This window comes from Chamaesiphon sp. (assembly GCF_041737865.1).
Lineage (GTDB): Bacteria > Cyanobacteriota > Cyanobacteriia > Cyanobacteriales > Chamaesiphonaceae > Chamaesiphon.
Genome location: NZ_JBGSQZ010000050.1, coordinates 1 through 14,325 on the forward strand (window position 1 = coordinate 1; position 14,325 = coordinate 14,325).

A 14,325-nucleotide genomic window follows, 5' to 3' on the forward strand; every position below is an offset into this window, starting at 1 on the left:
AATTGATAATTGATAATTGATAATTGATAATTGATAATTGATAATTGATAATTGATAATTGATAATTGATAATTGATAATTGATAATTGATAATTGATAATTGATAATTGATAATTGATAATTGGATTTTTAAGATGGGGATTTAGACCCTACCCTAAAAACCTCGCTGTCTTGTCTTGCTAAACCCTCGGCTCTGCCGAGGAGCGCAAGCCGCTGTCAACTGTCAACTGTTTAATCTTGTTTTAAGAACTATGAAGTAACCAGTGGCTACTACTTTTTATTAGCGCAATAATTGTAGAGATTCCATTTAATAGGCATTCGATCGTGCTGGGTATGTATGCCAATATTTCATAGCAGACAAAACACCGAGCTAAGTACCCATGATAAAGTACTCAAAGCAGCTCAAAAGCTATTTGCCCGTAATGGTTATGATGGGACTACCACCAAAGAATTAGCCGAAACAGCGGGGATCGCCGAAGGTACTTTGTTTCGTCATTTTACTAACAAAAAAGCAATTTTAGTCGAAGTGGCAACCAACGGCTGGATTGAATTACTCACAGATTTATTGACAGAATTGAGTGAGATGGCTAACTATGAAGCGATTTCTCATGTGATGTACAAGCGGATGTTGCGGCTGGGAGACAACTATGACATGATGCGCGTCTGTTTTATGGAAGTTCAATTGCATCCCGATTTACGCGATCGGATTCAATCGGAAGTCATCGAAAAAATGACTAATGTGGCGGAGGCATTTTTCCAAACAGCAATGGAAAGAGGTGTCTATCGACGGATGAATCCCCGCGTCATCGCTCAAGTATTTTTAGGGATGTTTGTTGTCGCTGGATTTAGTCATGAAACGATCGCTCAACCAGTTGCTAGCCCTCAAGAAATGAAGGAGATGGCTGAAGGATTGGCGGATATCTTTTTAAACGGGGTATTGGCAAAGAAATAATAAACTATCGATCGTGAGTCAGCAGGAATAGATAAGCTTATTGTGCGTTATGCTTGCGCTAACACACCCTACAACTAAAGCCCAAAACCTAAAGCCTAAAGCCTACAATCCCTGAGCTTGCCTAATCCAATTCTGAACTTGGGCGAGATCTGGACATAGATCTCGTCGTTGAATTGTAGCAACGTGGAGTTTGAGTATTTGTTGATGGATCTTGTGAGCGGGCATTTGGGCTAATTGCTTGACAGAAATGATGCCAGTATGGAGTAGCAAACCATTGTATTGACAACCTATTCCAGGTAAACGGGCTAAATCGGCTAGAGCTACTAATTTATTGACATACTGAATTTTTGTGCCCAAGTCGAGGGCTAATTGCTGTTTGGTTGCAGCATCTGGGGCGAATAGTAATAGTTGCCCAGTGGTAGTAATGCCTAGCCCTTGGAGGATTGCGTGTTCGGTATTATTTAATCCAGGCAAATCGCCGATCGACCAATCGCAAATCATAAGTAGTAAGGTGGTGGAGTAATGGAACGATCGAGATCTAGCTAATATAGTAGGTATCCAAGTAAATATCCACGATCGAATACTAATGGACTTTACCAGTATTGTTTTGGTTCAGATTGCGATCTTTTACTGTCTGGCAACATTATTACCGACATCACGGAGTAATTCCAGTCTCAAGATTTCGGCGGTCTTTGTGCTGATTATATTATCCATGAGTTGGTACTTTATGCCCGATCGGATGTCGAAGATCGGCATTGGCGCGTGGATTGTCTTGGTACTAATTCCGATGTCGCTGATGCAACGACTCGAATCATTAGTCAATAGTTCGCAATATGTGGCAGCCAGTCGGCTTGCCAAGTGGCTCAGATGGCTGATGCCTAGCGATGGGATGTGGGACTACCATTACCTACTAGAGATCGTTGCTTTGGCTCAGACGGGGCAAATTGGGGCGGCTCAGGAGCTATTCGATCGATACCAACGGAACAATCGCACCGAGATCGGTCGATCGGCAACTGCTTTATTATACCGTTCCACCGATCGCTGGCATGAGTATATCACTTGGGTAGATGAGCGGCTGACGCGGGGACAATTGCAACTCGATCGATCGACGATACTAGTTAATTACTTACGGGCATTTGCCGAAACAGGGGATCTCCGGCGGTGTATCGCGGAGGTAGCCAAACTCGATCGCGATCGTCAGCTTAACACTCAGAATCTACACCTGCTCAAAATGTATATTCTCGCTTACTGTGGGCGCGTTGATGCCGTCACCCAGTCGTGTCAAAATCTTCTCTCGATGTATCCAGCCCCAGTGCATCAATTTTGGATTGGTACGGCGGAGTTAGCCGCAGGCAATATCGAAGAGGCAACCCAGCAATTAACTAATCTGCGAGAAGTGACTAAAGATAGCTGTATTCAACAGGATATCGCTTGGCGACTAGCTCAACCATTACCAAATTTGGATAAACTCACCCCCATCGATTGGGAATCTGTCGCCCGAATGGAAGTTACAGTCGGGCAAGATGCTCGATATGGCACTCAGACTCCTAGTAATGCCTCAACACCGATTACAACTCTCTTAATCGCGCTAAATGTCCTAGTTTTCTGTGCGGAATTAGGCTGGCAATCTAAAACGGGCGATCGAAATTTTAGTTTTATCGCTTGGGGCGGTTTGGCTGCTCCATTAGTTATCGCTGGTGAATGGTGGCGGATCGCGACGGCAAATTTTATCCACATGGGCATCTTACACTTAGGGATGAACATGCTGGGATTGCTTTATCTAGGCAAATTTGTCGAACATCGACTGGGTTCATTTCGCTATCTGCTTGCCTATTTGCTTGCAGGGCTAGGATCGATGGCGTTTATCGCTTATTTTGATACTCGATGGGTGAGTCAACCTCAAGTCACAGTCGGTGCGTCTGGGGCGATTATGGGGATGCTGGGGGCGATGGGGGCGATTCACCTGAGTGGTTGGCGAAACACCAAAGTTGCAGCGGCGGGGCGGCAATTCCAGGCAGTAATATTTAGTGTCGCGTTCCAATTAGTATTCGATCTCACCAATGGACACACTAGTATTGTCGGTCATTTTTCGGGACTGACGATCGGATTTTTGGCGGGGCTGGCGTTACTACAATTTGGGACTAAAGATTAGACACGACACAGCCAGCCGATTTTAGAACTAAAACAGGAAACCTTTGCAAACAACAACGAAATATTTATGAAATTTATCGTAACAGGCTCGTTAGGAAATATCAGCCAGCCACTAGCAACAGAGTTAGTCCAAAAAGGTCATACGGTGCCGCTGCTTTTTAAAAGGAAGGTACAACTAGAAAGGTTTATCGAGTTTTCCGAAAGACATGAAGAAGTATGTTTTACGTCACCTAGATACCTGCTTTCCTTGTCGATCCCAGGATCGATCGGTGTGCGACTAGTTGCTCTCTATACCGCTTCAATCCTGAGAGTATCAACCAACGCGGCTAAAGCCGACGGTGTTTGGCGGCGATTGGGATGATACAAATAGTAGCCCTCAGAAGTCGGGCACCACTCTGTCAAGACTCGAATCAGCCGCCCCTGGGCAACATGAGTAGTGATTTGGTCTTCTAAGAAATACCCCAGCCCCATCCCTGCCAGGGCCGCCGCCAGAATCAGATCGCCGTCATTGAAAATCAGGTTGCCATCGACTCGGATCTGAAAGGATCGCTCATCTTGCTCAAACTCCCACAGATATAGTCCTCCTGATGTCGCGAATCGATAGTTAATACAGCGATGTCCAATCAGGTCTTGTGGCGTATTGGGTACAGGATGGTTGGTGAAATAGGCTGGCGATCCGACGACTGCCCAGCGGACATCAGGGCTTACCCGCACGGCAACCATATCTTTGGCGACCCTCTCCCCAAACCGGAGTCCAGCATCATATCGACTCTCGATAATGTCGGTCAGACCTTCATCAATCGTCATCTCGATCCGGATATCTGGATGTGCAGCGAGGAAATCAGGCAGCATCGGCCACACCACAGAGATTGCCGCGTGTCTGGGCATCGTAATTCGCAGCATTCCCGCAGGCTTATCGCGCAGATCGCTAAGTCCGATCAGTGCGGTGCTGATGTCCTCAAAGGCTGGACGTAAAGTCTTTAATAGTCGCTCCCCAGCCTCCGTCGTTGAGACTTTTCGAGTCGTTCGTACCAGCAATTGCAAACCCAGACGTTCTTCCAGTGCCTTCATCGCGTGGCTCAAGGCAGAGGGGGATATCCCCAGCTTCGATGCGGCGCGGGTAAAACTCATCTCGTCGGCGACTACTACGAATGCAGCTAAGTCATTGAGTTCGTCTCGCTTCATTACTGCATAAAATTCATAAACATTTGCAGATTATAGCATCTAGTTAATTAATCGAATCAGATCTATGCTTGATTCATGACCTGCAAAGGGGCACGAGATCGATCGCTAACAAATCTGAGCAAAAGAGAAAATAACTATGTTAAACGTCGAAAATAAAGTCATTGCGATTACTGGAGCCAGTAGCGGCATCGGTGCAGCCTCCGCCAAGTTGCTAGCTCAAAATGGGGCAAAAGTAGTTTTGGGAGCACGTCGGATCGACAAGCTAGAACAGATTGTTGAGGAAATCCGCGCAGCAGGAGGGACAGCCGAATTTAAAGCAGTGGATGTGACCGACCGCGAGGATATGAAATCATTTATTCACTTTGCTAAAGATAAGTTCGATCGAGTAGATGTCATCTTCAATAATGCTGGAGTGATGCCCCTATCCCTGCTGAATGCCCTCAAAGTTGATGAGTGGGACAAAATGATAAATGTCAACATTCACGGCGTCCTGAATGGCATTGCGGCGGGTTTACCAATCATGGAAGCGCAAGGTAGCGGACAGATTATCAATACTGCATCGATCGCCGCGCACATGGTGGGGCCGACTAGTGCCATCTATTCCGCGACAAAATATGCAGTTTGGGCGATATCTGATGGACTACGGCAGGAATCAAAAAATATTCGCGTGACGATTATATCTCCTGGCTTAGTGAAGACCGAACTCGGCTCTGACATTACGGATGATGTCGTAAAAGGCGGATTGAAAGAAATGCGAAAAACAGCACTCAATTCAGATGAGATCGCCAGAGCTGTTTTATATGCTGTGTCTCAGCCGGATGATGTCGATATTAATGAAATCATCGTCCGCCGGACAGCTAGCGCGTTCTAAAGCATTGCCGATCGTTCGTCCTCAGCTCACAAAAATGCAATTACCCAAGCTCAATGAAAATATAGTGAAGGAAAATAGCCAATGTCCAGTAATACTACTCTCGAACAAAATCAACCGATGCGTCTTTCCTATGGACTTGCCGCAATAAACAAAGGCGATCGTCTTGTGCCCTGGGCATTCGATCGACGGGGATTGCGATCGGACGATATCGCTGTCAAGATTCAGTTCTGCGGCGTTTGTCACAGCGATCTACATGCCATTCGGGGCAACAGTCGCTTTCCGTTGGTACCAGGTCATGAGATGGTCGGCGAAGTAACAGAGATCGGCGCGGATGTTACAAAATTCCAAGTGGGCGATGCCGTGGTTGTGGGTAATATTGTCGATTCTTGCGGTAAATGCCCACCCTGCAAAAGCCATGAGGAACCGTATTGTCGCGAATTTCCGACGACTACTTATGATGGCATCGATCGGCACGATGGCAGCATTACACGAGGAGGATTCTCGAATGAATATGTCGTCAAGACTGATTTTGTCTATCATCTGCCCGCCAATCTCGATCCGGCGAGTGTAGCACCGTTAGTGTGTGCGGGAGTCACCACTTGGTCGCCGCTGCGCCACTGGCACATCGGCCCTGGTATGACGGTGGGGATTGTTGGGATCGGTGGTCTCGGTCATATAGCAATCAAATTTGCCCACGCACTGGGGGCGCATGTGGTTGCCTTTACTACTTCCGAGCAAAAGTTCGCTGCGGCTCTGGATCTGGGTGCGGATGAGGCGATTTTGTCAACTGATGCCGAACTGATGGCGGCTCAGAAATATCGTTTTGATTTCATCCTGGATACCGTGTCAAATCCACATCTGCTCGATCCGTATCTGCTTGCGCTAAACCTTGACGGGACACTCTGTTGTCTGGGAATACCCGCTCGAATGGAGTTCACGCCTGTCTTGCTGACGATGGGGCGGCGGCGGCTGACTAGTTCGGGTTCTGCGGGGACGCGGGAAACCCAAGAGATGCTGGACTTCTGTAGCCAGCACAATATTTCAGCCGATGTCGAAGTTATCGCGGCGGCGGATATCGATGATGGGTTCGATCGACTGGAGCGGGGAGATGTACGTTATCGCTTGGTGATTGACATGGCGACGCTGAATCCGCCAGCTCAGGAATGAGAATTTAATTAAGCCAAGTCCTCAATTACTTTCAGAGAGGCTATGCCAACGACAATTAGCATAAGTCGCCCTTGTTTGGGTTTCGGCGCAGTCCAGCATTACCTCATCGATCCTGGGAGCTAGTCAAAGTAGTAGAATTAACTAAGATAATCTTCTCAATACAATCGCGTTGGCAAAGCCTACCGCAGGTAATCGATGAACACTTCTTCACTTCTACAAATTCTCGGTATTACTGCTTTTGGACTACTCATCATTGTCACATTGGGGATAGTCTATCTGACTATATTCGGTTGGCGCGATCGACAAAGGCGCGAACAGGATCGACGTGCTAGCCGTTAAATTAGGAATGAGGGGGTTGGTAGATGGATGTAATTCTTTGCCACACTACGGCAGATTTTGACGCGTTGGGTGCGGCAGTAGGATTGGCACGGCTGCTACCAGGGAGTCGGATCGTGCTCACTGGTGGCGCACATCCAATTGTCAAGGACTTTTTGGCACTATATCGGGATGAGTATCCCACGATCGAACGACGCTCGGTAGAACCTGCAACAATTCGCTCTGTGAGTATCGTCGATGCCCAACATCGCGATCGATTGGGCAAGGCTGCCGAATGGCTGGATTTAGTCGATCTACAATCAGTTGTCGTTTACGACCATCATTTAGGGCAAGCAACCGATATTCCCGCCACCCAGTTACAAATCGAGCCTGTCGGAGCTACAACGACGATAATAGTCGAGAAATTACAAGCAGCAGGTATGACGCTGACGATCGCCGAAGCTACGGTGATGGCTTTAGGTATCCATGTGGATACTGGCTCTTTGACATTTGAGATGAGTACGGCACGAGATGCGATCGCTTTGGGGTGGTTGATGCAGCAAGGTGCAAGTTTAGCGGTAATTAATGAGTATGTCGATCCTGGGTTGTCGCCACAGTTACAACAGTTATTGCAGGTAGCACTAACAGATATTCAGTATCGATCTGTCGGGGGTAAAACGATCGGGTGGGTAACGCTCAAAACCGATCGGTTTGTAACTGGATTATCTAGTCTGATCGTCCAGATTCGATCGATCGTTGCGGAACTTGATGCGATCCTGTTAGCTCATGAATTTCCAGCCGGAGATGGTGACAATCGGTTGACGATAATTGGTCGATCGCAAATTCCTGGTGTCAATCTTCAGGTATTATTTCAACCATTAGGTGGTGGCGGGCATTCCCAAGCAGCAGCGGCAAGTATGCGCGGTGTCGATGCTGAAGTTGCGCTCGAACAGCTTGTGGCAGCTATTACAGCGGCGATTCCCCAGCCTCCCACTGCTAGAGATCTGATGTCTACCCCGATTCGCACGATCCGCCCTGATACGACAATTGCCCAGGCGCAACGGATTTTATTACGCTATGGGCATTCCGGCTTACCGATCGTCGCTGCGGCGGCGGGGGATAATCGATCGGATATATTAACGGGAATTATTTCGCGGCGGGATTTGGATATCGCATTGCATCATGGCTTTAGTCATGCGCCAGTCAAAGGATACATGACAACCAAAGTCCGCACGATTGCCCCAGATACCACACTACCTGAAATAGCCGCATTGATGGTGACTTACGACATCGGCAGATTGCCAGTAGTAGCCGCTGGCAAGTTGGTGGGAATTGTCACTCGTACCGATGTTTTACGATTGCATCACCAGAAACAGATCGAAACGATCTCAGCACCAGGGCATCTAATGGGGGGATTCGATCGACAGCAGGGCTGGGATGAAGTAAAAACCGCATCAGCGACTAAAAACAAGCGAATTTCTGCTCCTATCGATCTTCAGCAATTACAAGCTAAACTTGCACCCCAACAATGGGAATTACTGATGAAAGCGGCTCAAATAGCCGCGCAGTGGGGTTGGCATCTCTATCTAGTCGGCGGTGCAGTGCGCGATTTACTCTTAGCCTCGACAGGTAAGCTATCGATCGAAGATATCGACTTGGTAGTTGATGGCTTTCACCAAGCAGCAGATGTCGGTGCAGGTGTCAAACTTGCCACAGCACTTCAGGAGCTGTACCCAGCAGCGCGGCTAGAGATTCACGGGGCTTTTCAGACGGCGGCGTTGCTGTGGCATCAAGATCCCGAACTTGACTCGCTGGGAATCGATATAGCCACCGCCAGAACCGAATTTTACCCTTATCCCGCAGCTAATCCAGAGGTAGAGGCGAGTTCGATTCGTCAAGACTTATATCGTCGAGATTTTACGATTAATGCGATGGCTCTGCGGCTGACACCAGCCACAGGTTCGCCATTATTAGATTTTTTTGGCGGTTTAGGCGATTTACACAGCCACCAAATTCGGGTGTTGCACCCGAATAGTTTTATTGAAGATCCGACGCGGATTTATCGCGGTGTGAGGTTTGCCGTGCGACTGGGCTTTCATTTGGAAACCCAAACCGAAGCCTATATCCGTTATGCCATTGAGAGCGGTGTTTACGATCGCACCGCCCAAGCAAACCCCAAAACTCCCGCACTGCAAACCCGCCTGAAAACTGAATTAAAATATCTCCTCCAAGCAGATTATTGGCAACCAGCTTTAGAGTTACTAGCCGACTTGGGAGCGTTGCAATGTATCCATTCTACCTTGAAGTTAGATCCAGAATTGTTGCACCAACTCCGCTTACTAGAGCGGTGTTTGCGAAGATTCGATCCACAGCAGCAGCTGATGCACTGGCAAATGCGATTGGAGTTGACGATCGCTTATCTTGCACCAGAATATCGCCAGCTAGTGGCAAAAAATCTGCAATTACCAGCAGATAGTATCGACAGGTTGCAAAATTTAGTTCTAGCGCAAGCTAATATTGTGTCATCGCTACCCAATTGTCAACGTGTCAGTCAACGTGTCAGTCAAGTAGTTGAACTACTGCGACATTATGACTTACCCATGTTGATTTTAATCATCGTGCGGTGTCGAAATTCGAGGAGCTTGCGTCGTCAAATTTGGCGATATCTGACAGTTTGGGCAAATATTCAACCGATTTTAAATGGTAACGATCTCCGCAAATTGGGTTATAAACCAGGCCCACAATATCGCCAAATATTGGATAATTTATTAGCGGCAATGTTAGATGGAGAAGTGATCGATCGAGCTAGTGCTCACGAGTTCCTCCATCGGGGTACATGAATTGCCCCGACTCAGACTTGCAGTGAGTGTCAATTCACCCAACCTTTAAATAGTTGGCGTTGAAGATCGTCTGGATGTTCTAACGATTGCAAGTGATATTTTTGGGGTTGAGGTGCAGATAGAATAACTGGAAGTGTCATTAATCGATCGGCATGGAAAATTGTGACGTTAATTTGCTGCCCAACTCGATCTAGTTTAAGGCGATCGTTGAGCTTTTCAGCACTAACTTTAAATCCATCGATCGCCAGCAATTCATCACCAGCATCAATTCCGGCTAATTGGGCGGGAGAGTTACTTGCGACGGATTTGATTACTTCTCTACCGTGTTCGCTTTTAACATTTATCCCCAGATATGGGGTATTTGCTTCAACGGGTTGTAGCTCGATCCCAAAAGGATTGAGGTATTTATTAAAAGGTAGCTCTTCCACACCATGAATATATCGATCGTAAAATTCAGTCAAATCTTGGTTCGCGATCGATTCAATGATATTTTTTAGTTGAGTTTCAGTAAACCCAATTTCCGCTTTACCAAACTGTTCCCACATTGCCACTAAGACATCATCAAAAGATTTAGCTCCTTGAGTGCGATCGCGAATTAATAAATCTAGTAATAATGTCACCATTTCTCCTTTGAGATAATAGGACATTTGGGAATTAGAACTATTAGCATCGGGACGATACAATTTGATCCAGGCATCAAAACTAGACTCACTCAGCGGTTGCACCAATCGCCCTGGAGTTGTCATAAAGCGGGTAATTTCTTTACTAAGTTCGGTTAGAAACTCTTTGTCATCATAAATTCCGGCACGTCTAGGAATTATCAGATCGTAATAACTAGTTGTTCCTTCACTAAACCAGAGTGAAGGTGTATAATTTTCTCCTTCATAGTCAAACTTTTCTAGAGCTGCGGGGCGAATCCGTTTGATATTCCAGAGATGAAAAAACTCGTGGGCGACTAATTGCATAAAGCGATTGTGTTTCTCTGCTCCTTGAAAGCTAAAGCGGGGATAGAGGAGCGAACAACAATTTTTGTGCTCCAATCCTCCACCTCCACCAGGCGAAAGATGCAGCAGAAATATATATTTTTCGTATGGCAATCCGCCAAAGATTTTAGATTCTACTTCGACAATCTTTTGAATATCAGCGATCGCGATTTGTGGATCGAAATTCCCCTGTCCCCACACTACTAACTGATGGGGTTTATCTAATACTGTAAAATCATAAATCTGTTGAGTACCGATTTCAAATGGGCTATCAACCAAGGTATCAAAGTCTGAAGCTAAGAAAGTTTGGTGACTAGTTTCTGGTAATGGAGTAGTTATTTGCCAGTCGGGATGAGGCGGAACAATGCTAATCTCGATCGGGCAATGTTCATATTCGGGTATGTAAAAACACAATGCTGCTGGATTAAAATAGCCGTGAGTGGCATCTAAATGATTAGTCCGAACTGTTAATTCATTCGCAAACATTCGATAACTAATCTTAATTTCAGCACTATTATCTGTCTGAATTTGCCAATGATTCTTAGCAATTTTGGTTGCGATTAACTTTTTGCCTTCACTATTTATTACTGCAAAATTTTGTAACTGTTTTACATATTCTCGGACTAAATAAGAACCAGGAGTCCAGACTGGCATTTTGATATCTAATAGTTCACCACCCCAATTGCTCACTATTAATTCCACCTCGAATAGATGAGTTTGCCGCTGAGGCATTGCTACTCGATAAGCTAATTTCGGCGCGTAAACTTGGGTTTTCGGGATAGTAACTGTGGGTTTCATCGATGGTGGATGGCTTGCACTGAGCGAAGCCGAAGTGTGGATAGTGGATAGTGGATGGTGGATGGTGGTTAGTTGAAGTAAATAGGATGGATGAGATTAACAAAGAGCAGAAGCTATGGCTTCGGGTTTTAAATCCCCATCTTAGAAACCCAATTATCTGCTTGGTGCAAGCCATGGGTCGGAAACCTCCGCGCGATCGCCTGTCCGCAATTATCAATTATCAATTAATTTATTTAATTGCTGGCTGTCAAAATATCACTCTCAACGATTCACTACCCACTAGTTCTCAGCTCTTGGGCGGCTAAATAGATTTGACTCCATTCTCCCATGACTTGATTAGTTTTAATTTTCAGTGATTTGGCGATCGATTCTACCGAAGTTCCGGCTTTTAATCCCATCATAATTTCGTGTTGCTTGGGATCTAAACTCTGACAAAAGTGTAACCATCGATCGGGAGTCAAACCTAAATTATGTTCTTGCAGCGAGACGTGTAGCCATTGAGAAACTAATTCAGGTTCGGCTTTGATTGCAAAGACTTTGAGCGTATGATAATTAATCTTTTCACGCAGTCGATACACTTGCTTGATGTCCATTTTCAAGGCGATGGCGATCGATTCGGGCGTTTTGCCCTGAAGATACAGATCGAGCCAGATCCCCGCTTCGGGGCTGACATTTTCGATCAGATAATTACGGAGTGTACCTTTGACACGATCGCGGGTAATTTGTGTTTCTTCCCACTCTTGTTGTTGGCGATAGTTTTCCTGAGCTTGCCGATCCAGCAGGCTGAGGGTGGAGTCGCTATCGCCGATGACTTCATCAGAGACAATCTTGACTAAATCGCTTTGAGGGACATTGGTGACGCCGCCTTTTTGCGATCGCCGGAGATAGTTCACAAACCGATGAGCGAGGAGGGGTTGATTGCGAACCGGACGTAGGCAATATTCCTCAATACTAGCAAATAGTAGGGCATCGCGCAGCCGAGGATTTTTGGTACATTGCCCGATCCAAGCAATTTGCTGTTGGATATACTTGTCACTTTGCAGTAGCTCTTGAATCACCTCTTGCAACACATCCACAACCTGTCGCTGTCGATCGTTACTCAGTGTTAGCCATGCCCGAATTTTGTCCCGCAAAACTGCCAATCCGCCCAACCGCTGCATCAGATTTTTGTACGCCCGCTCTGGTGACAATCCCAGGTAGCGTTGGAGTAGAATCCGCCACCGATAATCCATCGCTCGATCGGCAATCCTCACATGCTCGGCATCGAGTAATTCCAGCCGATCGGGATCTGCGCCGAGCAACCAATTGAGAATACTTGCTTGGGCAGTAGCATTTTGCCCAGTGCATTCTGTGGCGATGCGGGTTTCCCATTGGGTGGCGATCTTATCGATGGCTATATTCGTCATTTAACGGTTGCTCCTATCCCCTCGGTGTAAATTAAGGTGCCTCGGATTAGCTCCGATCCACAATATAGCTGATGGTGTTCGATCTACGGGGCGGCTGAATGGCTCGATCTAGATATCTAGTTAGACTTTAATTGGGTCGAAAGATCCAGATAATGCAAGGGTGAGATGAGAGCATCAGATCTGCCGATCGCCTAGATCTTCCGGTAGCCACAGGTTGTGGCTAATCCTTAAACCATCCATCTCTGTTCTGTCCGATTGTATCGCTCTAGATCGGGAGTGTGGATGATGCTAGCACTAGCTTTTTCACGATCGAGATCGCTGACAACCAAGTTTTGCTCTTCACGACGCAGACGATCGCCTGTAGACATGATGCCTCCTGAGATAGGCTAGCTATAGTCTAACTAAATTAACTCACAAATCCGATTCAAAAAGTAACTAAAAGGTAACTAAAAAGTCGTAAGACAACCTGCAACAAGTCATCATCCGACTTTTCCGCCTTTTGGCGTAAACCTCCTCTACCAACGTCACCGCTCTCCTACCGCCAGCGCGATCGGATCGATTAAAACGAAATAATTAGATACCCACTTTGAAACTTCGCTCCAGTGACACTCGATCCCTTGAGCGGCGGTGGTAACAAAATATTCCGACGTTGATCTCCTGCCTCGATCGTCACCTCTGGCCCCGATTGAGTCAGCTTCACCTGTGTTTTGTCAAAACCAGGTAAATATAGCCGTACCTCGCGCTTGGGGATGTCAATGGCGATCGGTTTGGGTGCATCGATCGCTTGACTAAAATCTGGCATGGCATCTAATAAAGGTTGCCAATCATTCCCGATTCGAGTTGGGATGGCTGTCATCGCTAAGGGAGCAAATTCCAACCCAACCACCGGATCGTTCGCACCTTGATTAAAAATGATGCCACCGATCGTCAGCCCTGACTGTTGAGCACTCCCCCATAAATACTTCGCTGTCGCGACTGCTGCTGGCTCCTCAGTGGTGACAAGATAACCCACCACTCGCTGGGGATTACTAATTACAGTTTGACTCACTGCTAGGGCGTTATTTGCCTCCTGGAGCGGCGGTGAGGCGACACTCTCACCCGTCCAAGCGATCGCTAGGATTGCCGCCATTGCAGGCTGCATAATTGGGGAAACCGTTTTCCACAGATCTGATTCTTCCACTACGGCGACAAAGCGACGCAGATACCAACTGAGACTATCTGACATCCCCGCCATCCTTAGGGTAGTAATATCGCCAGTGCCGTCATAGACAATGGTGTCATACTTACCACTAGCATCATACTGTCGGAGCGCATTGAGAGCGATCGCGCTATCCATCCCTGGGATAATCGCCAATTCTTGCCCATAAACATTCCGTAAAATGGGCGATCGCAAGTACCGCGCTTCAACTTGCTTGATATCTTCCCAACCGCGCTCGATCGCCGCAGTTGCCGAGATTAATACTACCTCTAAGTTTGCGCCGATCGACTGGGGTTTATCTGTCAAGGGGACACCCAGTAAGATCCCCGTTGCTGGCGTAGGATCTTGACTGACAAATAATACCCGCCGACCCAGGTTAGCTTGTTGTTTAGCGGCGGCGATCGCTACAGTAGTTCGACCGGAACCGCCCTTACCGAGGAAGGTGATAATTTGAGGCAT

At 46.9% G+C, this 14,325-nt stretch carries 12 protein-coding genes; 6 read left to right on the forward strand and 6 right to left on the reverse strand.

All coding sequences use genetic code 11. The annotated features are described in order from the left end of the window. The first annotated feature begins 337 nt into the window (after window positions 1–337). A complete protein-coding gene (locus ACEW9J_RS03730; RefSeq protein WP_373543799.1) occupies window positions 338–952 on the forward strand; it encodes a TetR/AcrR family transcriptional regulator in 615 nt (204 codons plus the stop codon). 102 nt (window positions 953–1,054) lie between these two features. Here the strand turns inward: ACEW9J_RS03730 and ACEW9J_RS03735 are convergent, their stop codons facing one another. Next, entirely contained in the window at window positions 1,055–1,453 is a 399-nt protein-coding gene (locus ACEW9J_RS03735) for a DUF4332 domain-containing protein (protein WP_373543800.1), read from the reverse strand. Between the two features lie 85 nt (window positions 1,454–1,538). On the opposite strand from ACEW9J_RS03735, the gene ACEW9J_RS03740 reads away from it, so the two are divergent. Next, window positions 1,539–3,104 carry a rhomboid family intramembrane serine protease gene (locus tag ACEW9J_RS03740; RefSeq protein ID WP_373543801.1) on the forward strand — a complete coding sequence of 522 codons (1,566 nt, stop codon included), beginning with the start codon at window positions 1,539–1,541 and terminating at the stop codon, window positions 3,102–3,104. 287 nt (window positions 3,105–3,391) lie between these two features. Here the strand turns inward: ACEW9J_RS03740 and ACEW9J_RS03745 are convergent, their stop codons facing one another. Next, on the reverse strand, window positions 3,392–4,288 hold the full coding sequence (locus tag ACEW9J_RS03745) for a LysR family transcriptional regulator (protein ID WP_373543802.1): 897 nt from the start codon (window positions 4,286–4,288) through the stop codon (window positions 3,392–3,394). Window positions 4,289–4,424: 136 nt separating this feature from the next. Between ACEW9J_RS03745 and ACEW9J_RS03750 the strand changes: the two genes are divergently transcribed. The 4 genes from ACEW9J_RS03750 to ACEW9J_RS03765 all read left to right on the forward strand — a co-directional run bounded on the left by ACEW9J_RS03750 (window position 4,425) and on the right by ACEW9J_RS03765 (window position 9,481). After that, window positions 4,425–5,159 carry an SDR family oxidoreductase gene (locus ACEW9J_RS03750; protein ID WP_373543803.1) on the forward strand — a complete coding sequence of 245 codons (735 nt, stop codon included), beginning with the start codon at window positions 4,425–4,427 and terminating at the stop codon, window positions 5,157–5,159. An 81-nt stretch (window positions 5,160–5,240) separates the two neighbouring features. After that, entirely contained in the window at window positions 5,241–6,326 is a 1,086-nt protein-coding gene (locus ACEW9J_RS03755) for an NAD(P)-dependent alcohol dehydrogenase (RefSeq protein WP_373543804.1), read from the forward strand. Window positions 6,327–6,521: 195 nt separating this feature from the next. Further along, on the forward strand, window positions 6,522–6,665 hold the full coding sequence (locus tag ACEW9J_RS03760; RefSeq protein WP_373543805.1) for a hypothetical protein: 144 nt from the start codon (window positions 6,522–6,524) through the stop codon (window positions 6,663–6,665). Window positions 6,666–6,688: 23 nt separating this feature from the next. Continuing rightward, window positions 6,689–9,481, forward strand: coding sequence for a CBS domain-containing protein (locus tag ACEW9J_RS03765; protein WP_373543806.1), 2,793 nt, complete (start codon window positions 6,689–6,691; stop codon window positions 9,479–9,481). A gap of 29 nt (window positions 9,482–9,510) precedes the next feature. On the opposite strand, the gene ACEW9J_RS03770 is transcribed toward ACEW9J_RS03765, so the two are convergent. The 4 genes from ACEW9J_RS03770 to ACEW9J_RS03785 all read right to left on the reverse strand — a co-directional run bounded on the left by ACEW9J_RS03770 (window position 9,511) and on the right by ACEW9J_RS03785 (window position 14,325). Next, window positions 9,511–11,262: a M61 family metallopeptidase gene (locus ACEW9J_RS03770; RefSeq protein WP_373543807.1), complete on the reverse strand. Its 1,752-nt coding sequence runs from the start codon at window positions 11,260–11,262 to the stop codon at window positions 9,511–9,513. Window positions 11,263–11,534: 272 nt separating this feature from the next. Continuing rightward, window positions 11,535–12,668 carry a HetZ-related protein 2 gene (locus tag ACEW9J_RS03775; RefSeq protein ID WP_373543808.1) on the reverse strand — a complete coding sequence of 378 codons (1,134 nt, stop codon included), beginning with the start codon at window positions 12,666–12,668 and terminating at the stop codon, window positions 11,535–11,537. A 227-nt stretch (window positions 12,669–12,895) separates the two neighbouring features. Then, on the reverse strand, window positions 12,896–13,036 hold the full coding sequence (locus ACEW9J_RS03780; protein WP_373543809.1) for a hypothetical protein: 141 nt from the start codon (window positions 13,034–13,036) through the stop codon (window positions 12,896–12,898). 191 nt (window positions 13,037–13,227) lie between these two features. Beyond that, a complete protein-coding gene (locus ACEW9J_RS03785; protein WP_373543810.1) occupies window positions 13,228–14,325 on the reverse strand; it encodes an ArsA family ATPase in 1,098 nt (365 codons plus the stop codon).

Excerpts from the sequence above, each read along its gene's own strand:
- ACEW9J_RS03765 (WP_373543806.1), top strand. The coding sequence starts at position 6,689 with ATGGATGTAATTCTTTGCCACACTACGGCAGATTTTGACGCGTTGGGT.
- ACEW9J_RS03760 (WP_373543805.1), top strand. The coding sequence starts at position 6,522 with ATGAACACTTCTTCACTTCTACAAATTCTCGGTATTACTGCTTTTGGA.
- ACEW9J_RS03730 (WP_373543799.1), top strand. The coding sequence starts at position 338 with ATGCCAATATTTCATAGCAGACAAAACACCGAGCTAAGTACCCATGAT.
- ACEW9J_RS03780 (WP_373543809.1), bottom strand. The coding sequence starts at position 13,036 with ATGTCTACAGGCGATCGTCTGCGTCGTGAAGAGCAAAACTTGGTTGTC.
- ACEW9J_RS03775 (WP_373543808.1), bottom strand. The coding sequence starts at position 12,668 with ATGACGAATATAGCCATCGATAAGATCGCCACCCAATGGGAAACCCGC.
- ACEW9J_RS03755 (WP_373543804.1), top strand. The coding sequence starts at position 5,241 with ATGTCCAGTAATACTACTCTCGAACAAAATCAACCGATGCGTCTTTCC.
- ACEW9J_RS03770 (WP_373543807.1), bottom strand. The coding sequence starts at position 11,262 with ATGAAACCCACAGTTACTATCCCGAAAACCCAAGTTTACGCGCCGAAA.
- ACEW9J_RS03735 (WP_373543800.1), bottom strand. The coding sequence starts at position 1,453 with ATGATTTGCGATTGGTCGATCGGCGATTTGCCTGGATTAAATAATACC.
- ACEW9J_RS03745 (WP_373543802.1), bottom strand. The coding sequence starts at position 4,288 with ATGAAGCGAGACGAACTCAATGACTTAGCTGCATTCGTAGTAGTCGCC.
- ACEW9J_RS03740 (WP_373543801.1), top strand. The coding sequence starts at position 1,539 with ATGGACTTTACCAGTATTGTTTTGGTTCAGATTGCGATCTTTTACTGT.
- ACEW9J_RS03785 (WP_373543810.1), bottom strand. The coding sequence starts at position 14,325 with ATGCCTCAAATTATCACCTTCCTCGGTAAGGGCGGTTCCGGTCGAACT.
- ACEW9J_RS03750 (WP_373543803.1), top strand. The coding sequence starts at position 4,425 with ATGTTAAACGTCGAAAATAAAGTCATTGCGATTACTGGAGCCAGTAGC.